The following is a 19496-nucleotide window of genomic DNA, read 5'->3' as shown; positions in this document are numbered from 1 at the left end:
CCCGGACCGCGTTCATGCCCCGGTCGAGATGCACCCGATAGAAGCTGATCGACCCAACCATCCTCTCCTCATGGATGACGGCCACGTCCCACCGCTCCAGCGTGTCGGCCTGTGGGGCATCGCGAGATCGTCGGTGTAGGAGATACACAGACGCTGCTCGGAGGGGTCTCCGAGCAGCGTGGAAAGGTCGGTCACTCCCAAGGCCTAGCCACGCGAAGCAGCCCAAAGACGGCGGCGGGTAGCCGTCGAGCGGGGCCGGAGCCCGCCGCCTGGTCCCCGGGGCGTCGAGGCTCGTGCCAGGGTTGCCCCATGACGCCGATGATCCCCGCGCACGTCCCCGACGAGCCGCCACTCACCTACGCCGACAGCTTCGACATACCGGTCCTGTTTCGTACCGGGCCTGCGGCCAAGCCCAGGAAGCAGTGGCGGACGGCCGAGCACAAGGCGTGGAGCGCGACGGACGGGTTCCCGAAGGCGGACGGCTGGTATGCCCCGACCACCACGTGGCGGGAGATCATCAAGGCGGCCACTGAGGTCGGCCGCGACATCACCCCGCACCTGCAGAACCAGCCGCAGTACGCACACGGGGAGCTCGTCGCCCGAGTCGCCCCGTTGTATGCCTACCTCGGTGCGCACCCCTTCGAGCATCAGCCCCCCGTGCCGGGTGCCACGGGCCAGCGCCTGACGCTGAACCCGGTCTACGCGTACGGCACCGAGCGCACCGCGAAGAGCGCTGCCGCCTACCGGCTGGGCATGACGATGACCGAGTGGGTCTGCCGCTCGCTGCTGGGTCTGGGGCAGACCGAGCACCTCGAACTCGGCGGCCCCATCCCCGCCCTGAGCGCCACCTTCAAGGACCCCAAGAGGAAGCTGCCGGACCTGTGGGGACGGCACGAGGCGGAGAAGGTGTACTGGCTGATCGAGGCCAAGGGCGGTATCTGCGACTTCAAAACCCTGCGCGACGGGTGGGCGCAGCTGGGGGCCGGGAGCAAGGTCCTCGGCTCGTACGCGCACCGCAGCGTCCTGGTTGGAGCCGCCGTGCGGCCCGGGGACGACCTGTTCCTGACTATCGACCACGCGCTGTACCCCGGCCAGCCGCCCCTTCCCCCGGCCGGATCCGACCCCGACGGCGAGGCAGCAGTGGGCGAGGGCAACCTCGAAGACCACCTCGGCGAGAACGACGACGCGCTCATCGGCGCGGCCCGCGCCCAGATGCTCGTCTACCTGGCGCTGCGCTCCGCGTCGGCCTCGCAGTTGCGCACGGTGCCGGTGCCGGCCGACCGCACTTCGCGCCACCGACGCCACGGACTGACCACACCGCTGGAGAAGGACGACCGCACCCTCGCCATGCGGGACGACCTCCGCGGAGCGGCACTTCACGGCAAGTCGCACCTCTCACGTGCCCAGATCCGTTCCTGGGGGATCGACGACTTCCTCACCTGTCGTATCCCCAGCACCGAGGTACATCTCGGTATGTCCCGGAAGCTGTTCGCCGTCTGCGCGCGCCTCCACGAGGAAGATCTCGCGATCGCTTGGCGCACCCCGGGGCTGCGCGCCGAGAACCAGCTGGCCGTCGACGAGCGGGGCAGCGAAGACGCTCAGGACGAGCAGCGGCTTACCCAGCGGCGGATTTTCCACGAACAGCAGGAGGAAGCCCGCCCTCGGCTGCGCTCCCTGCTCCGGGAAGCCTACGAGGGTGGAGCGACGAGCGACTGGAGCGACCTGCTGCGCCGTCCCGAGGAACCGGAGCTCGACCTGACGGGTGACCAAGGTCTTCTCGAGGCGGCCACCCCGGAAACTTACCTGGCCGTCAGTCGCTACGGCCTCCCCCCGATCCATGCCTAGGGCGTGTCCGGCGGATCATGTGACTTTCCGACCGGTCGCTCGTTGGTTGGGTCATGGGTCGGGGGGATCTGACGAATCGCGAGTGGTCGCTGCTGGAGCCGCATCTGCCTTCGCCGGGTGGCCAGGGGCGGCCGGTGGAAGGATCACCGGACCGTGCTGAACGGGATTCTGTTCCGGGTCCGCACCGGTATTCCGTGGCGTGATCTGCCGTAACGCTACGGCTCGTGGAAGACCATCTATGAACGGCATCGCCGCTGGTCGGCGGACAGCACCTGGGACCGGCTCTTGCGCGCGGTCCAGGCCGACGCCGACCTGGCGGGGCGGATCGACTGGGGCATGGTCGGCGTCGACTCGACGTCCTGCCGGGCCCACCAGCACGCGGCCGGCGCCCGCAAGGCCAGGCTGCGGGTCCCGAAGAAAGGACGACGCCCCGGCACCACCGCCCCGATGAGGGACTCGGACGGTCCCGGGGCGGTCCGACCTCCAAGATCCACCTCGCCGGTGAAGGCGGCTGCCGCCCCATGGCTCTACTGATCACTCCAGGTCAGTGGGGTGACGCCCCGCAGATGATCGAAGTCCTGGACCGGATTCGGGTTCCCCGCCCGCTGGTCGGGCATCCCCGGACCAGGCCCGCTCACGTCAGCGGCGACAAGGCTTACAGCTCCCGCCGAAACTGCCGCTACCTGCGAAGACGGCGCATCAAGCACACGATCCCCGAGCCGAAGGACCAGCGGGCCGACCGTCGGCGCAGAGGCAGCGCGGGCGGCAGACCTGCCGGCTTCGACCGCGAGCGCTATCGGCGGCGCAACGAGGTCGAGCGGACCATCAACCGACTCTAGAACTGCCGCGCTGTCGCGACCCGTTACGACAAGAGGGCCTACGTCTTCCACGGCACGGTCACCGCAGCGGCAGTCCGCTTACGGCTCCGCCCATGATCCGCCGGACAGCGCCTAGGCTGACATACGACCCAAAAGGGACATCTAGACCTCCTGGGCACGCTTGGGACCGCACATCTAACGGTCTATCAGATACACCGCTCCCGTGCGGTAAAGACAGAAGAGCGACAGCCTCCGGAGCCGGTGTACTTCAAGGCTACGGCAGCCCCTCCCCTCTGTCAGCGCCTCCTCTGCAACCCGCGCCCCAGACGAACGACTTAGCCGCAGGCTCAACAGAGCGCGGTGCTTTGACAGGCACTGAGGGGCGCCCTGGCCACCGCCCTCTCGGGCGGCGACGCTCCGTTCTGCCCCACGTGGCGTCACATCTACCCCTGTCGCTTCGTTCGCCACTCGCGCGTGGGACTCCTCTAGGACTTTTGGCTACATCAAACGGTACGAGGGTGAAAGAAGAGAAAGAGCGTTTCCCCAAGTCAGACAGCCTGTGCCACGAGTCTGCACAGCTCACAGGGCCGCCGAGCCCTTTCCGGGACATCTGATCTGCACGATCCGGGGCCCCCGCATTGAGCGTCACCAGCCCTCGGCGTCACATCGTCACTCGCAGCATTGGCGCCACCTGACCCGCCCAATGCGCACCTGGCGCCCCATCAGAACGAGCGCCATTTCAGTGTCAAGATATCGCCCGTAACGCCCACACCGCACCTGGCGCGCACAAGCGAAACGGCAGGTCAGTCGTCCTTCTTCACCGGCTCAAGGATCGCCACGCACTCCACATGGTGCGTCATCGGGAAGATGTGCAGTGGGTCAATCACAAGGGAACGTGCAGGTCAGAAGGCGTATCCCGCCTGCGCCCATAGGCCCCGTGCGTCATACGTGCGTCACTTTCATGGCGATGCGTGGCAGCGGGAGGTATCGCACTGCTGCCTGCTCGACCAGCGAAACACGTAGGCCCGCCCACCCCACGACCACATGAAAAGCCCTGCCGTTTCGGAACGAACCGGCAGGGCTGACAATATACGAAGCATCAAGGGACCGGCTTGCAATCACTGCGCCCCAGCCAATACGCGGGAAGTTCCCGTGGGAACTATGAGCTGCGATTCGAGCCGTGTCCACGCCCCGAGAACCGCCTCGTGCGCATCAGGTGCGAGGTGGGCGTAGCGCTGGGTCGTCTGATAGCTCTCGTGCCCCAACAGGTGCTGCACCTCGTATAGGGACACCCCCTTTTGCACAAGCCACGAAGCGCACGTGTGACGCATCGAGTGCGGCGGATACTCGGGGACAGCTCGCTGCCTGCCACCCGCTTCGAGATAGCAAGCCGCACGTACAGCAGGCCACCACGTCTGGCGCCGCCAATTTCCGTCGTCAAGCAATCGGCCGGCACGCCCCTTAGTGACAGTGGTGAAGACGACACCGTCACGATCCCTCCCATGCATGTGACTTGCCAGGGCATCTAGCACGTGGTCTGGCAGGGGAACCTCCCGGCGACTCTTTGCAGTCTTGGGATACTCCTTGATGCCCGACTTCGTATTGACCTCGACAACGAATAGCCGCGACCTACGCCAGTCAATCCTCTTACCATGGAGCCCTGCCAATTCCCCCCACCGGAGGCCGGTATAGAAGCCCAAAAGGGCCATCGTCTGCCACGGCCGTGAAAGCCCATCAAGAATCGCCTGGGCTTGATTGAGCGTAAACCACTCCGGAGGTTTTACTACTACCGGCGGCAAGTCTATGCGCCTGCATGGCGTAACTGGGATTAGGTCTTCATCGACTGCAGCCTGCATCAGCGAGTGCATCAAGTTATACGATCGCCGAATTGCTGATGCACCCTTTTTCTCGAGCATCAGCTTGCGGACCCACGTCTGCACGTCAATGCGACCTATAGTCCGCATTTCCCAGTCCGCCCAATGGGGCATGACATGGTTGCGCATGGCCGAGGCGTCCCCGCGCAGCGTATGAGGCTCGGCAATCCGCGCATCCCACCAGCGGTCATGCCACTCGCGAAACTTAATCTTTCCAGCACGAGGATCCCGGTGCACACCCCGCCGGAATTGAGCCTCTCTCCCAGCCGCCCAATCACGCGCCTGGTCCTTAAGCGTAAAGGTCTCCGTATCCCGATCGCCCGCCGGCGTCCTTACGGTCGCTTGCCACTTCCCCGATGGAAGTTTACGCAGGTAAGCCATCTCACCTTTCTCAATTCATCTAGCTATTAGACATGCGGGGCTAACTTGCCTGAGAGGCGGAGGAAGACGAACCGGACGAGCTAGTGCGCCGCTCAACGAGAGCCTTTACGTCCCTTCCGGAAACTCTTACGCGAGAGCGTTCCGTGCCCGTGCGCAGATCGATAGCCGAAAGCTCACCCAGAGCTATGTACCGATACACCGAGCGTCGACTGACATCCAAAATTTCCGCAACGCTCTGTATCGATAGCAATTTTTCACACACGGCAGGCTCCGATGGATAGGGCAGGACGACGACCAGTCCGCACTCGATCCACCGCCAAGCAGTCGGTGAGGACGCCCTAAACGATCCGGAGAATCCCCGGTTTCGGTAACCGGGGATCGTGGGCTATATTCCGCCCCGCGCACGACAGTTGAAAGGTCAGCCTGTAAGGCGTGAGCGCGGGGTGGATAGCGTCTTCGACCGGGACCACCAGCCGCCCTCGGTGGGAGGGCCAAGGTTGCGGTTCGCGACGCGTTCGGGGTACCAAGGGCTCGGCTGATGCGACGGGACTCAGCCGCGAAGTGCGCGACCCGCAGGTCTTGGCAATGCCCGCGCTGCACTCGGTCCTCGCCGATAGGGCCGACGGCGCAGACGCCAAGGCACGGGGCCGTGGACAGGACGGCGTAGTCAGCTTTCGTCTGAGGGGTCTATACGTTCGTGGCGCCAAGCGCTGGGAGGATCGAAGCGGTGACGCGGGCCGATCGAAGTACGGCATTCAGCAGGTGGGCCTCCCTGTTAGGGACCATGGAGCGAGACGGGGTACGGGGCCAGCGCCGGACGCTGACACCCGCTCTGCTTGGAGCGTCTCTGACCTGGTATTTCTGGTTCTCGGGGAGGTTGTACGTTGACATGGTCTCCGGGAGAGGTTCCAGTCCTTCGGGGCTCTTTCTCGTCTGCCGTGGGCGAATCCGCCCTTGGGCCTGCCACGGTGAGGGCTTCGCCTACCTTGGCGGGAGGAGGTCGGCGCCTTCGGCGCGGATCATCCGCGCGACCTCGTCGACCAGGGCCTGGTCATCATCGACGGGACCACTCATCCTCACGTTTGCAGCAGGTCTGCTATCGGTCCGAACACCGCCGGTGCGACAGCAGGTGGGATTCGGCCTCGTCGTAGGCGGCACGCACCGAGCAAGCGGTGTGGCAGTCGCCGCACAGTTCACGCCTCGGTCGAGACGCAGCAACCGCTGGGCGGCGGGATCGTTGACGGGCTCACGTAGTCGAGCGGCGATCGGGGCGACAGCGCGGTGTTCGACGATCATCCGCGAGGTCCCAGGGACCTGCGGGGAGACGTAGAGAAGGAACTCGATAGCTGGACCGTCCGCGGCCGGCCGCGCTCCAGGACCTCGGGCTCGCTGCCGGTCCGGAATCCGTCTCGGCGACACAAGCCTGCGAGTCCCTCAGGGGAGTTGCGCGCTCCCACCTGGAGGTTCACACGGGGCCAAACAGTTCAGCTACCCACCCGCAATGAGATGGGTGAGCCCATGCAGCGCGCGACAGCCACACCCGGCCGACGCCGCCCTTCGTACCGCAGTCCCCCGTCGCCTAGTGGACAGGGGCCGCCCCTGAAGAAGCCGTCTCACAGCCGCGGGATGGCATGCAGCAGCCACTCCCCCTGACGCTCCGGGGTGGCTGCGCGTACGTTCGTCACCCGGTTCAGTGGGCAGCTCTGGCGATCAACCCCGGGGCAATCCGTGCACACCGCGCGGCGTACTCCTCAAGGTGACGGGTACGGAACTGCTCGGCGTTCCAGTCCTCGTCGAGGACCTCGCCGTCCGGCCAGATATAGGCGAGTCCTCGCCCGCCGGAGGACAGCGTCACCTCGTTCAGGTCGTAGCGGTCATCCTCGAAGGCGTCGAGGATCGCCCACTCTCTCCGGCTGAGGTCGGTGAACAGTACGCCGGGTGCCACGGAGTCGGGCGCCGCCACGAGCCCGGGGTAGACACGCGCCTCCAGGGACGCCGCGCGCCAGCCAGGCGCGCTGGCCGACACCTGCTGCGGTATCCGGCCGATCAGCGCTTCGAGGACGACATCGAACTGGAGCGTCCCGTACGCGAACAGGGTCGCGGCGTCCGGGGAGAGTCTGCAACGGCTACCGGAAGTCGCCGTGGCCGGGGTCGTCTGTGCGGTTGCTTGATACATGATCATTCCGGTCGTCACGAGCTGGGCAGGTACATGGCGTTGTAGTTCGGCGACTCGGGGGCGTGCTTGATCTCACCCATCACCATGTACCCCCATCGCAGATAGGCATCGTGCGCCGGCTGGTTGTCGATGATGCATGTCAGGGTGGTTGCACTCTCCGCGCGTCCCGAGATCACCGTGTCATGGATCTTCCTACCGAGGCCCTGGCCCTGGTACTCGGGGAGGACCATCAGCTCTCGGAGCCAGAAGACCTGACGGTCGCCGGCAAGGGCCTTGAGCTGCACCGGCCTCCGGTCGCCGAGGGAGAGCCACCAGGGCTTGTCGGCGGGCAACGTAGCGCCGTGCACGTACCCGATGATCTGCCCTTCTCTGCGCGCAGTTACCGTCTCGAAGCCCTCGCTTCCGAAGGAAGCCTCCAGCCGCTCCCTGAAGGAGTCGACAGAGAAGAACGGGTCGCTGATATACCGGGGCGTGTCGTACACCCTGGCGTACACCTCGACCAGCTCGTCGGTGATGGCCTTAACCGACGCCCCGTCGTACCGCTGGTACTCCGCATCCACTGGTTTCATCTCTCCTCTTGCCGCATCACGCGACGACTGCGCGGATTTCTTCGAGCAGGTCCCCTACCCCGCGGGCGCGGTGCTGAGGGGCCAGTCCATCGTGGACGATCTTCAGTTGCTGGACTGCCCGAGCGGAAGACATCCCAGCGGTCCGGATCAGTGCAATGGCCTCCCTCGCGGCATCAACGCTGTGGTCGATGTCCCCCGCGCCGATGGCCGCGGTCGCGAGCCGGCCGAGACACATCCCTCTGTTCCGCGAGTGCGCCACGTCCTGCAGCTTCTCCGACTTCGCCAGAAGCTGCTGGGCGCGGGCAGTCTGTCCGAGATCAAGTCGACACATCCCCTCCAGGCACACCAATTCGGCCTGGTTGAGGAATGTTGTCCAATCAGGATCGCGGTCGCCTGACCCGCGTTCCCATTCCTTCCAGGCCCGCTTGATCGCAGACTCGCAGTTAAAGGCGTCTCCGACCCGGGCGTGCCCCTGTGCCTCACGGATAGCCAAGAGCGCCGTGACACGCGTCGGCGCCCGCCACAAACCTGCGTGCGTCTGCGCGAGCCGGGCGAAGCGGATCGCTTCTCGCCCCTTGTCCAGGTCCACGGCCTGACGAGCCATGTTGCTCAACGTGCGACTGGCGAGCACATCGTCGCCTGTCAACATCGCGGCATTCAGAGCCTCGGAGAAGTACTGGCGAGCCTTAGCCTGGAGCCCCGCATCGTAGGAGAACCAGCCGAGGCTGGTAGTGAACTTACCTGCCAGGGCATGCAGTTGCTCGCCGAGCCGATCGTCGTAGATCCCGCGGTCGATCATGTGATGTACCCACAGCAGATGAGCACGCGTCGGCCGCCAGAGACGGTTGCCGCCGAACTGCTGGTCTTGCGCGTCCATGTCATCCGCAGCCTCACGGAGGAGATCGACCTCGTCCTCGGCGATCTTCCAGTCCGCGGAGCTGGCCGCGTCGGTCGCCATTTGAGCCAGCCATGGTGGCGAGTCCAGGTCGCCTCCGCCGAATAGCGGGACCGCAGCTGCCGACTGCTCGATGAGCGGGGCCGGCGTCACGACAGGCACAGCAGCAGCCGAAGGAGGGTCTTCTCCGGTGCCCGGACGGAGCCCCAGTTCCTCAACTGAGCGCCGGAAGTACAGCTCAAGGACCACCCGTGTGTCTGGGTGCGGATACGGGCGCGGCTTCGTCTCGCGTTCCCACTTTGACAGCTGGCGAACGGTGAAGGTCGGACACTTCGAGACCCGCTTCTCGGCGGCAAGCCGCTCCGCTAGCGAGTTCAGTTCGTCGACCGCCTTTGCCTGGGTTCGGTTGCGCCTCTCGCGTAACGCTCTCATCGGGCTACGGCTCACCGGATACCCCCTTTACCGACTGGTCTCTGCTCACCGTAGCGGGGATCGCGCGGGCTTCGTGAGGCGTCGTCAGCGAAAGCGCTGGTGAGACGGAAATGGCAGGCAAAAGGGCGGGTGAAAGGCGGGTAGGGGGCGGCCAAGGTTCAGGTGAAAAGACCTGTTCCCGCCCCCACCCCTTCAGATGCACTAGGTGACGCCGGACGCACTGCGCGTCCTCAAGGATCGGATGCCGACCGGGGAGGGGCTCATGGACACCTGCACCGTGGCTGGCGAGCCCGAGCGCCTGTCCGAGTGGTTCGCCTCAGCCACTCCCTCCCCAGCGGAATCCATGAGCGCCTGGCGTCGTACGCCCAACTTCCCACGGCGGCTGCCGACCGGCATCACCTTCGATGTCGTATTGGCACCCCGCCCCCTCATTGAGCTGGCGTACGACATTTTGTACCGGTACGAACAGACCGTCGGGCCGGCGGTCCGCTTCACAAACCTGACCACGGCAGCAGTCCTCGTCCCGTCCGGCACAGCAGCCCGCTGGGGCAGATTGGTCGCCGGGGATTCCTGGCTCAACCGGAGTGCCGTTCCGACGTGCCTCGGGACCGGCCACGCGGTTCGTATCCCCGGGCTCGCGCCGTCGGCGCAGGGCGTGCCGGTGGAGTGGCTAGAGGCACCCAGCACCGATTCGGCCATAGGCGGCGCCCCTCTGCTCACCGCTCCGGTGCAACTGGTCCGCTGCCTTGCCGAAGCACGTTCCCTTCTCGCCCTCGACGACGAGCGGAGCCCCCTCAGCAGGGCGGTATCCGCGGTCCGAGTGGTCCTCCGAGCCCCCCAGAGGACGTGATGACAACGGCTACCGTACGACCGCACTGCGGCCCCCACCGCAACGGCAACCTCATGCGTTCCACGTTCGATATCAGGCAACGGCCGCCAGGTGAGCTTCCGCCGCCCGAGGACGCCGAGATGGTCGGCGTCATGCGACGTCGGGCCCGGCAGCGCCTGAGCGCCAGCGGGTTGGCCTACGTCGCTGACGAGGCGGTCTTGATCGTCTCCGAGCTGGTCACCAACGCCATCGTGCACAGTGGCGGCCGGGAGGTCGCTGTGATTCTCTCGCTCCGGGCGGGCTTCCTACGCATCGACGTTCACGACGGTGTACCTAGCTGCCACGCCCGTCCCAAGGTGTCCCGTGACGCCGACGAAGACGGCCGCGGCCTTGTTCTCGTGCAGTCGCTCGCCGAAGTGGGGCGAGGTACCTGGGGTGTCGAGAACGGCGGCGCCACCACATGGTGCGAGCTGGAATTGGCGGCAGGCTGATGACCGGCAACCGCACCACGAGGAGCGGGGACTCGCCCGGCTCTGGCAGCGCGTTGGTGGTTGGCGCCATGGTTCGCGACCGTCGGCGTCGGATCTGCGAGTCCGTCACGGTGCCCGAGTTACGCGAGCGCAGCGCAGCGGAATCCTGTGTCGTTTTCCTTCATCGACGCAGCGGCGGCGTTCAGCAGGGACGGCGCTGCCCGTTCGAACGGAGACGTGAACGCGGAGCCCTTCAGCTGGTACTGCCTGCTGCCGGGATCCTCCTCGCTGGAGCACCACTCCCAGACCTTGCCGCACATGTCGAAGATCCCGAACGGACTGGCGCCGGACTGGAAGCGGGAGACCGGGGTCGTCGCATCGATGCCGGCCTCAGCCGTATTCGCCTTCGCGGCCGTCGGCTCGATACCCCAGGCGTAGATGCGACCGCGCTGTCCACGAGCCGACTTCTCCCACTGCCTCGCGGAGGGAAGGGACTTGCCTGCCCATCGGGCGTACGCCGTCGCGTCGTGCCACGTCACCCACACCACGGGGTGGGTAGCCAGCGTGACGGGGCAGTGGCCATCGGGCCAGTACGCGGGAGGCTAGGGACGTTCCGTTGTGTCCAGCCAGTAGGTTGCAAGCATCTCGCCTGGCCATGCCGGCTGGCGGACGTAGCTTCGGGGCCCCATCTGCTCGAAGTAGGGGGCCAGGTCGATGACCGGCGTGCCTTCGACGGCGTCGAGATCCGTGACGAGAAGGTCCCGGCCCTCCACCCCGAGCAGCTTTGGGTAACTGACGGCCAGTTGGTTGGGTCGCCGGTGGTTGCGGTGAACGAACGTTCCGGTCGCAGGCCACTTCGGGTTTCCTCGTGGGCTGCGCGCGTGCAGCTGGACGTCCTCGGGCCGCGCCAGGTGGAAGCGCCACGTGACCGTCAGGTGCGAGAACTCCTCGATGCCCTGCAGCGTTTCCAGGGGGTAGGCGTCGTTGAACCGGATGACAGATTCGACCCCGCCCTGGTAGTCGTCCTGAACGCGAGTGTGGCCCCCAACCACGGTGGCAATCGATTCGACCTCGTACATCGCCATCGAGGCTCCGTCCTCACCTTCAAAGTTGCACTCTTGGCAGCCGCCACGCCAGGCGACGAGCACGTTCCACGGTCAGCATATGGCCCGCAGCATCTCCCGCGCTCGGCGGTCCAGTTCGGTGACATGGCGGCCGCCGCGTTGCCGAACGGGCGAGAGGTCGCTCTGCATCCGGACGATGACGTCGCGAGCGCGGCCGGACTGGACGCCGGCCATGGCATCGAGAGCCCGGTTCCACGTGGCGCACGCCTCGTCGAGATGTCCTTGCTGCACCTGGACGGCGCCGAGGTAGCCGAGAGTCACGCTGTGGGTGCGGGCGTACTGCTGTCGGCGGCGAGTAGTGACGCTGCGTTGGAAATGGGTTTCCGCATCGAGTGGCTGGCCCATGTCACGCAAAGCACAGGCGGTCTCGTGGGCGAGGGAGGCTTCCTGGAAGAAGCCGACACGGCCTGGTGCTTCGTCAAGGTCGGCGCGGGAGAAATCCCGCTCCGCGCGGCTGATGGCTGCGAGGGTGCCGGCTCCGTCGCCGTCGGCCGCGAGGGCTCTGGCGTGAACGATCGCGAGCAGGGCCTTCTCACGTTGACTTGCCTGGCCGTAGCGGTCTTGGGACATGGAGGCATCGGCCAGTGCGAGTGCTCTGCGTGGGTGGCCGAGGTCCACTGCCTGGTGTGCGAGGGCGCGCAGGATGTGGCCGCCGAGGGGCCCATCCCCGGCTTCGGCCGCGATGCGGGCGGCAAGGGTGAGGTATCGCTGGGCCGTGCGGTGCTCGGAGGCGTCGAAGGCCATCCAGCCGGCGAGATAGGTCATCTCCGCAACTGCGGAGTAGGTGTCCTGGCGGTGCTTGACCGTAGGAAATCGGCTGCCGAGCAGGGGAACTGCTTCGTCGCGGAGGTGGCCGGCCAGGGCCGAGCGCCCGGAGGCTCCGCCGCGCTGTTGGTCGCGGGCGGAGTAGAAGGTCGTGAGGTTGCGGACGTCGTCGATGTCGGCCTGCGCCACCTGCCGGGGGGTGACCGCAGGGCGCTTCGCCGCTGCGGCAGGGGCGGTTGCCCACCACGAGGCGGTGGGCAATGCGAGGCCGGCAGCGGAGTACGCGGCGGTTGCCAGCAGCTTGCGTCGGTGCATGTCCAGATCGTCGCTTCCCAGCTCAGCCAGCACGGTCAGAGGGTCGACGCTCCAGTCGGAACTGCTGTCAGTCGTGCCTGTCGGCTCTTCCTCCAGCCCGAGGTCTGCCAGCGTGAGTGGGCGGCGGAGCCTACGGGACAGCGTCTCGCGCAGGATATGCCGCGCTCTTCCGCTGGGCTTCGTGCCCTGGACCCACATGGCGATGTGCGAGCGGGAGACAGCCTCCAGCTCTCGTACCCCGCCCTCCGCTGCGACGCGGGCGACCGCAGCAGCAGCTTGGGGCTGCGACCAGCCTGCTTCCCGCAGGAGCGCGGCAAGGGCGACGTTTCGCTCACGGGCCATGGTCTGCCCCTCGGGTCCGAAATGATCTTTGACGCCTTTGACGGCCTTGCGGACCGTGCAGGCATACCCCTCGGCGGGGAATTGCGGTTCGCTCAACGTAGCGGCCGGGTCACTCAGATTGCACGTCAGTCGTCGACAGCTCACGGCAGATCTCATTCAACTTGGCTTGATCCATACAGGAGTTGGTCATGTATCCCTCGCTGGCCCCGCATCGGGAGACCTGTCACCGCGGTGGTCGAAGCAGTCGTGGCCACATCACTACGGGGTCGGCGACTGGGCAGCGGGATCGAGCCGTTGCCGCGGCGGAGACGGTGGCGCTCGTGCTGGACGAGGACTCGCCGCTGCCGGAGACCGCCGGCGACGTGGAGGACCTCGTCAGGCGTCTTCGCGGTCACATCAGCCAACTCGGAGTGGTGGCTCCACCGGGGGCGCCCGCCTTGGTCGCCGCGCAGCAGCTCGCTTCGGCGAGCGTTCCCGAGGGCCACATGTCCAGCAGGGTGCACCTGGTCAAGCTGGCCGAGGCTACCCAGGCACTCGTTACGACCGTGCGAACTCACGGTGGTGCCTCGTCCACAACGTTGCCCCGGAGGCGGCGTTGGTGGAAGCCGCGGATCAACGTGGTGCGCGGCTCGGTCTTCGCCGTCGCCATCGGCTGCCTCGTGCTGGCCGCGTCGCTACCCAGGACCTGACCGTCACCGGGGTCGTTCTGACCGGGGCGCTCCTCGGCCCGACGGCATGGCCGATCCTGCGCAGTGCCCGAGCAACCGGCCGCGCAGTATCCCAGGACGAGGACGCGCGCTGGGACGGATCGAACCTCCGCCGCCCCGGTCATCCATATCTATCGTTCCCGGCCGCTTTCACGGCCCCGAAACCGCCCCCCGGAATCACGGGGCCTACGGAGATCCGCACGATGAAACGTCTTCCGCGTATCGAGCAGTACGGCCTGATCGGCGACATGCAGACCAGTGCCCACGTCTGCGACGACGGCTCGATCGACTGGCTGTGCCTGCCCCGCTTCGATTCGCCAGCAGTCTTCCCCGGCCTGCTCGGCACGCAGGAGCACGGCTCCTGGCAGATCGCTCCGGCCCCGCCTGCTGACCAGCCGAACGCCGGTGCGGTCGCCGAGCGCGGGTACTGCGGCGACTCGCTCGTCCTCGAATCGGTGTGGCGCACCCCGACGGGGTCGGCCCGGGTGCTCGATCTGATGCCGCCGCGTGACGGGGCCCCTCAGATAGTCCGGATCGTCGAGGGGGTGACCGGCGAGGTGGCGATGGTCTCGGCCATGCGTCCGAAACCGGGATACGGCAGCGTCAGCCCGTGGATTCACGCAGTGGGCGCACGCATGGTCTCGGAGGCCGGCGCGGACGCGCTGTGGCTCGACACCAACGTCCAGCAGGTCGAGAAGGACGGCGTCGTCGTCAGCAGTTTCAAGGTCGCCGCCGACCAGCGCGTGGCGTTCGTACTCAGTTGGTGCCCTTCACACGGCGCTGCGCCCGAAGTTCCTGACCTGAAGGCCGCGCTCGCCGAGACGCTCTCCTTCTGGCGGGACTGGACGCGGGAATGCACCTACGACGGGCCCTACCGCGAGGCAGTGGTGCGGTCCGTGATCACCCTGAAGGCGCTGACCTACGGGCCGAGCGGCGGAATCGTCGCGGCGCCGACCACGTCGCTGCCCGAGGAGATCGGCGGCGGCCGGAACTGGGACTACCGCTTCACCTGGCTGCGGGATGCCTCCACGAGCCTGGCCGCGCTGCTGGGGACCGGATACCGGCAGGAGGCCGAGGCGTGGCGGCGGTGGCTATTGCGTGCGGTGGCCGGTGATCCGGAGAACCTGCAGATCATGTACGGGATCACCGGGGAGCGCGATGTGCCGGAGCGGGTGCTGCCGTGGCTTCCGGGATACGAGGGATCAGCCCCGGTGCGGGTCGGTAACGGGGCGGCGGACCAGCTGCAGCTCGACGTGTACGGCGAGGTGATCGAGACCCTGTACCTCGCGCACGAGAACGGTGTCGCCCACTGCGCCGACACCGCGGCCCTGCACCAGCGGCTCGTCGAGCACCTGGTCCAACGCTGGCAGAAGCCCGATGAGGGAATCTGGGAGATCCGCGGGAAACGCCGGCATTTCGTGCACTCCAAGGTGATGGCCTGGGTGGCCATCGACCGGACCGTTCGCCTGGTGGAGGCCGGCGCCCTGGACATGGACCTGGATCCTCTGGTCGAGCTGCGCGAGACGATCCACCACGAGGTGTGCACCAAGGGGTTCGACCCGGAGCGCAATACCTTCACCCAGTCCTACGGCTCGATGGAGCTGGACGCCGCCACGCTGTTGATCCCCCGCGTCGGGTTCCTTCCGCCCGACGACCCGCGCGTCATCGGCACCGTGAACGCCGTTCGCAGTGAGCTGTCCACAGCGGACGGGCTCGTGTACCGGTACCGGACTGCCGGCCAACACGTAGGAGTTGACGGGCTGGAAGGCGATGAGGGCGCCTTCCTCCTCTGCTCCTTCTGGCTCGTGGACGCCCTTGCCCTGACCGGCCAACTGGACGACGCACACGCACTGTTCGAACGTCTTCTCGCGCTGCGCAACGACCTCGGGCTCCTCGCCGAGGAGTACGACCCCGTCCGACTGCGCCAGCTCGGGAACTTCCCCCAAGCGTTCAGCCACATGGGCGTGGTGGCGAGTGCTCTGCTCCTTCATCGGCTGTCGACCCCGTCCACCCAGGACTTGGGCACGGTTCCGGCACCCCTGGCGACCTCTCGCGGAACGGGTCAGACCGGCATACGCCTCACTCCGCAGCACGCCTAGCCACACCCCACTCTGACGAGGATTCCCATGCCTGACAGCGCCTTCCCAGCACGGCCGGCCGGTACCGGCCACCGCAGACGTCGGCCCCAGCGGACCGACGCCTTCACGGAGCACCGCGTCCGTCGTGCCGTGGTGTTGCCCCTGCTGTTCCATACGGTCCTGCTGGGCGCCGTGATCGCCGTGTGGTCGACAGCCGTGGTGGGTCTCGGTTGGCTGATGGTCGGCCTGGTCTGTGGGCTGACCGTCGTCGCGCTGGTGGCGGCCCGCGGAGTGCGAACGGCCGCTGGCGCCGTGCACGCGGCCGTAGAAGAACGACGGACAGCTGAGCTGACCGCGGTCGCAGGGGTTGCGGCGGCCGTCGAGAAGTCGATGCTGTGGTCGGCGGAGGAACTGTGCCGAGGGGCGCGGCCGCCGCTGCCGGACATGCAGAGGCCGCAGCCGGCCAGTGCGACCGCCGAGCTCGGCAAGGCGTTGGGTGCGCTCCAAGTGCAGGCCGTCGCCTCGCTGATACGTGTGCACGACGAGTCCCAGTCCGTTGTCCTCCTGGACGTGCTGCGCCACCTGGCGATGAGGGAGCACGCCCTGGTCGGGAAAGCTCTGGAAGCACTCAGTCAGCTGGAGATGCAGACCGATGACCCGGAGCTGCTCTCGGAGATCTTCACGATTGATCACCTCGTGACGCGAATGCGTCGTCAGGTGGAGAGCACGGCGGTGCTGGGCGGACAGTCCCTGCGCAGCGTGCGCCGACCGGTCTCCGTCACGACCACGCTGCGCGGCGCGGTCTCCGAGGTGGTGCAGTACCCGCGCGTGGTGGTCGCGGCCGGTTCCGTCGGCGGTGAGCTGGGCCTTCCCGGACACGTAGGCCCGGACCTGACGCACCTGTTGGCCGAACTGATCGAGAACGCGTGCGAGTGCTCCGATCCGGCGACGAAGGTGATTGTGCGGGCGCAGCGGGTGCCGGCCGGGCTGGCGGTCGAGGTCGAGGACCGGGCCATCCCCATGCACCCGCAGACCCGCGCACAGATGAACCACTTGCTCAAGGCCCCCGATGCAGTCGACGTCAGCGGCCAGGTGCGGGCAGGGCAGCTCGGCCTGCTGGTCGCCGCGAAGATCGCCGCCGCGCACGGGATGGACGTTCTCCTGCAGGAGAACGTCACGGGTGGCACCACGGCGCTGGTCGTCATTCCGGCACGGCTTCTCACAGAGGTTCCCTCCGTCGAGGACTCTGACGCACTCGCCGGGGAAGTCGGCCTCTCCAAGCCGTCGGTGCGGCAGGATGCCGCGGCACCGGCCGTCCCGACAGCAGGCCAGGTCACGCACCCGGGCACGACTGGGGCACCGGGTGCCGGGCCGACAGGCCGTTCTGCTCGTGTGCCCGCTCTTCCCACGCGTAGGCGGCAGGCCGGCTCGTTCCGTCCACCACGCGAGCGGGAGCAAGCCCCCGTAGCCGCGCCGACGCCTGGGCTCGCAGGCGCCTTCCGCAACGGCATCCAGACCGGCGGCAGCGCCGGCTCCCCGACCGCTTCGACAGAGCGATCCAGCCCCTGAACCACTTCCTTCCCCTCCACGTTCCTGGGTGCCCGTCGGCATCCAATGGCCCTTCCTCTTCTGGAGCGACCCCTATGAGCACCCAACCCGAGATGAACAACGCGACGCCCGTATCCGAGATGACGCCACGCGAGCAACAGGACAAAACGGCCTGGCTGCTCCGTCAGTTCGTCTCCGACACTCCCGGCGTCACGCACGCCGTCCTGCTGTCGCGGGACGGGCTGCGGCTGCTGGACAGCGAGGTCGACAAGGACTGGGCGGACGAACTGTCGGCCGGACTCAGCGGAGTGGCTTCCCTCGCAGCGAGCATCACAGGCCCCAGCAACAGGAGGAACCCGGCCAAGCAGGTCGTGATCGAGCGGGACGACTGCCTGATCTTCGTCCAGAGCGCCGGACGCAGCGCGGCCTTCGACAACAGCCCCGGCGACGCACGCGGTCAGGTGGAGACGATCCTCGCCGTCATCGCCGGCACGGACGCCGACGCCGGCCTGGTGGGCTTCGAGATGGGTCGCCTCGTCGGCAAGTTCGCCAAGTCCATGCTGGTCCCCGTCCGCGTCGGCACGGGTCCTGAGGTCCGGTGACCGTGCACGGCCGCACGGCCGAAGAAGCAGCGTTCGTGCGGACCTACACCCTGACGGGCGGGCGTACCAGGTCCCGGCACCTGCTCGGGCTGGAAACCGTGCTGTACACCGGACCGGGGCGGCCCGGCCCGGCACAGGCCGAGGCATGCGAAGAGATCCTCGCCCTGTGTCGAGAGCGTCGGCGTTCGGTGACCGAGCTGGCGGGCCGGCTCCGCCGCCCGGTCGCCACCGTCAAGATCCTCGTCTCGGACCTCTTGGACGCCAACGCCCTGGTCGTCCCCATCACCACCCCGTATGCCGCATCCGATACGCAATCGGATGCCGGTCCCTCCACCCAGTTACTGGCGGCCCTCGCTGCGGGCCTGAAGAGGAAGTGGCCCAATGCCAACGCCTACCCCCAAGCCGGCTGACCCGGCCGTGGCGCCCCGGATTCCGTCGCGCCCGCACGCCGACGCACCGGTCGCGCTGAAGATCGTGATCGCTGGGGGCTTCGGCGCGGGCAAGACCACCGCCGTGGGAGCGATCAGCGAGATCCCGCCCCTGAGCACGGAGGAATACCTGACCGAGGCGAGCACCGACGTGGACAGCCTGCAGGGCGTCGAGGCCAAGACCACCACCACGGTCGCCTTCGACTTCGGCCGCCTCACGCTGCCCGGCCCTGATGCCCTGGAGCTGTTCCTGTTCGGCACGCCCGGCCAGGACCGGTTCGTCGACCTCTGGTACGACCTCTCCCGTGGAGCCGTCGGCGCGGTCGTCCTGGTCGACACCCGCCGCCTGGAGAGCAGCTTCACTCCCGTCAGCTTCTTCGAAGACATCGCTCTGCCCTTCGTCGTCGCCATCAACCAGTTCGACGGAGCACACCGCTACCCGCCCGAACAGGTCCGCACCGCACTCGAACTTCACCCCTCCGTACCGGTACTCACCTGCGACGCCCGCGACCCGGACCACGTCGCAGGCGTCCTGCTGACCCTCGTCGACCACGCAGCGAGGAACACGGCGGCGAGCCGCGTTCACCGCGCGCCCACCACCACCCTCCAGGACGCCTGATGCCACATCAGCCCAGCGACCACTACCTCGCACCCCTAGCTGCCGCGCCCGCGCTGTCCTTGCCACACCGTATGCGGGACACCGACCAGGGGCTGTCCATCCCGACCGGCGCCACCGTCACCGGCCACCAGACTCAGCAGACAACCGAGCTGGAGCAACGGTACGAGCTGCTTGAGCGCCTGGGCGTGCCCACCACTGCCAGCGACGACTTCGACGAACTGGCCCGCAATATGGCCACGCTGGCCGGGTTCCTGTACGGGTTCGTCAATCTGTTCCTGGAAAGGCAGACCTTCGTCGGCCTGCATCAGCCACCCGCGGACAGCGGGTACGTCATCGTCGGCCGCACCATGAGCCACGACCACGGCTGGTGCCCGGAGGTCGTGGCCCGCAAGAAGGCCCTCCCACTGCACGACGTGCACGCAAGCCCTCGTTTCAGCGGCAACCACGTGGTCGACGCGGTCAATATTCGCTCCTACTTCGGCGCGCCCCTCATCCACGAAAGCGGGCTCGTGCTGGGCACGGTGTGTGTCATCGACCCCGAGCGCCGGCCTCTGCGCGAAGCCCGACGGATCAGGGACGTCACCATCACCGCCGGCGCTCAGGCCATGGCCCGCATGGCCCCCGCACTCGCCCGATAGGCCCGTTCCACCACCCCCACCAGGGAGCCGCAACCCCCGGC

At 67.3% G+C, this 19496-nt stretch carries 17 protein-coding genes and 1 pseudogene; 10 read left to right on the top strand and 8 right to left on the bottom strand.

Annotated elements, in window-relative coordinates:
* Positions 1–309 precede the first annotated feature (309 nt).
* On the top strand, positions 310–1845 hold the full coding sequence (locus EDD93_RS24120; RefSeq protein WP_123527133.1) for a gamma-glutamyltransferase: 1536 nt from the start codon (positions 310–312) through the stop codon (positions 1843–1845).
* A 53-nt stretch (positions 1846–1898) separates the two neighbouring features.
* Positions 1899–2780 (top strand): annotated as a pseudogene (locus tag EDD93_RS24115) (IS5 family transposase).
* A gap of 1001 nt (positions 2781–3781) precedes the next feature.
* On the opposite strand, the gene EDD93_RS40360 reads toward EDD93_RS24115, so the two are convergent.
* The 5 genes from EDD93_RS40360 to EDD93_RS24090 all read right to left on the bottom strand — a co-directional run bounded on the left by EDD93_RS40360 (position 3782) and on the right by EDD93_RS24090 (position 8720).
* Complete coding sequence (locus EDD93_RS40360) at positions 3782–4519, bottom strand: site-specific integrase (protein WP_260255947.1); 738 nt, start codon at positions 4517–4519, stop codon at positions 3782–3784.
* Positions 4520–4958: 439 nt separating this feature from the next.
* Complete coding sequence (locus EDD93_RS24105; protein ID WP_123527131.1) at positions 4959–5180, bottom strand: helix-turn-helix domain-containing protein; 222 nt, start codon at positions 5178–5180, stop codon at positions 4959–4961.
* Positions 5181–6608: 1428 nt separating this feature from the next.
* Positions 6609–7094: a gamma-glutamylcyclotransferase family protein gene (locus tag EDD93_RS24100; RefSeq protein ID WP_185092424.1), complete on the bottom strand. Its 486-nt coding sequence runs from the start codon at positions 7092–7094 to the stop codon at positions 6609–6611.
* A 14-nt stretch (positions 7095–7108) separates the two neighbouring features.
* Positions 7109–7663, bottom strand: coding sequence for a GNAT family N-acetyltransferase (locus tag EDD93_RS24095; protein WP_123527129.1), 555 nt, complete (start codon positions 7661–7663; stop codon positions 7109–7111).
* 16 nt (positions 7664–7679) lie between these two features.
* On the bottom strand, positions 7680–8720 hold the full coding sequence (locus tag EDD93_RS24090) for a hypothetical protein (RefSeq protein WP_148083895.1): 1041 nt from the start codon (positions 8718–8720) through the stop codon (positions 7680–7682).
* Between the two features lie 1173 nt (positions 8721–9893).
* Here EDD93_RS24090 and EDD93_RS24080 point away from each other — a divergent pair.
* The gene (locus EDD93_RS24080; protein ID WP_260255841.1) at positions 9894–10310 is read left to right on the top strand and encodes an ATP-binding protein; all 417 of its coding nucleotides are present in this window, start codon (positions 9894–9896) and stop codon (positions 10308–10310) included.
* Positions 10311–10429: 119 nt separating this feature from the next.
* Here the strand turns inward: EDD93_RS24080 and EDD93_RS24075 are convergent, their stop codons facing one another.
* From EDD93_RS24075 to EDD93_RS24065, 3 genes are all read right to left on the bottom strand, one after another.
* Entirely contained in the window at positions 10430–10828 is a 399-nt protein-coding gene (locus EDD93_RS24075; protein WP_260255840.1) for a formylglycine-generating enzyme family protein, read from the bottom strand.
* A 63-nt stretch (positions 10829–10891) separates the two neighbouring features.
* Positions 10892–11374, bottom strand: a complete 483-nt coding sequence (locus EDD93_RS24070) for an SAM-dependent methyltransferase (protein WP_123527126.1) — start codon at positions 11372–11374, stop codon at positions 10892–10894.
* A gap of 72 nt (positions 11375–11446) precedes the next feature.
* Entirely contained in the window at positions 11447–12835 is a 1389-nt protein-coding gene (locus EDD93_RS24065; RefSeq protein ID WP_185092518.1) for a Tat pathway signal protein, read from the bottom strand.
* Positions 12836–13146: 311 nt separating this feature from the next.
* Between EDD93_RS24065 and EDD93_RS24060 the strand changes: the two genes are divergently transcribed.
* The 7 genes from EDD93_RS24060 to EDD93_RS24030 all read left to right on the top strand — a co-directional run bounded on the left by EDD93_RS24060 (position 13147) and on the right by EDD93_RS24030 (position 19455).
* On the top strand, positions 13147–13524 hold the full coding sequence (locus EDD93_RS24060; RefSeq protein WP_260255839.1) for a DUF6415 family natural product biosynthesis protein: 378 nt from the start codon (positions 13147–13149) through the stop codon (positions 13522–13524).
* 221 nt (positions 13525–13745) lie between these two features.
* Positions 13746–15641, top strand: a complete 1896-nt coding sequence (locus EDD93_RS24055; RefSeq protein WP_123527125.1) for a glycoside hydrolase family 15 protein — start codon at positions 13746–13748, stop codon at positions 15639–15641.
* Positions 15642–15668: 27 nt separating this feature from the next.
* Complete coding sequence (locus EDD93_RS24050) at positions 15669–17189, top strand: sensor histidine kinase KdpD (protein WP_123527124.1); 1521 nt, start codon at positions 15669–15671, stop codon at positions 17187–17189.
* A gap of 74 nt (positions 17190–17263) precedes the next feature.
* A complete protein-coding gene (locus tag EDD93_RS24045) occupies positions 17264–17770 on the top strand; it encodes a roadblock/LC7 domain-containing protein (protein WP_123527123.1) in 507 nt (168 codons plus the stop codon).
* Positions 17767–18180, top strand: coding sequence for a DUF742 domain-containing protein (locus tag EDD93_RS24040; RefSeq protein ID WP_123527122.1), 414 nt, complete (start codon positions 17767–17769; stop codon positions 18178–18180). Before EDD93_RS24045 ends, EDD93_RS24040 begins: the two co-directional genes overlap by 4 nt.
* Positions 18152–18817, top strand: coding sequence for an ATP/GTP-binding protein (locus EDD93_RS24035; protein ID WP_185092423.1), 666 nt, complete (start codon positions 18152–18154; stop codon positions 18815–18817). The genes EDD93_RS24040 and EDD93_RS24035 overlap by 29 nt, the downstream gene beginning before the upstream one ends.
* A complete protein-coding gene (locus tag EDD93_RS24030) occupies positions 18817–19455 on the top strand; it encodes a GAF domain-containing protein (protein ID WP_123527121.1) in 639 nt (212 codons plus the stop codon). The genes EDD93_RS24035 and EDD93_RS24030 overlap by 1 nt, the downstream gene beginning before the upstream one ends.
* Positions 19456–19496: the final 41 nt, after the last annotated feature.

The sequence above is a fragment of the Streptomyces sp. 840.1 genome (assembly GCF_003751445.1).
GTDB lineage: Bacteria > Actinomycetota > Actinomycetes > Streptomycetales > Streptomycetaceae > Streptomyces.
This window is presented reverse-complemented; position numbering and strand designations above follow the sequence as displayed.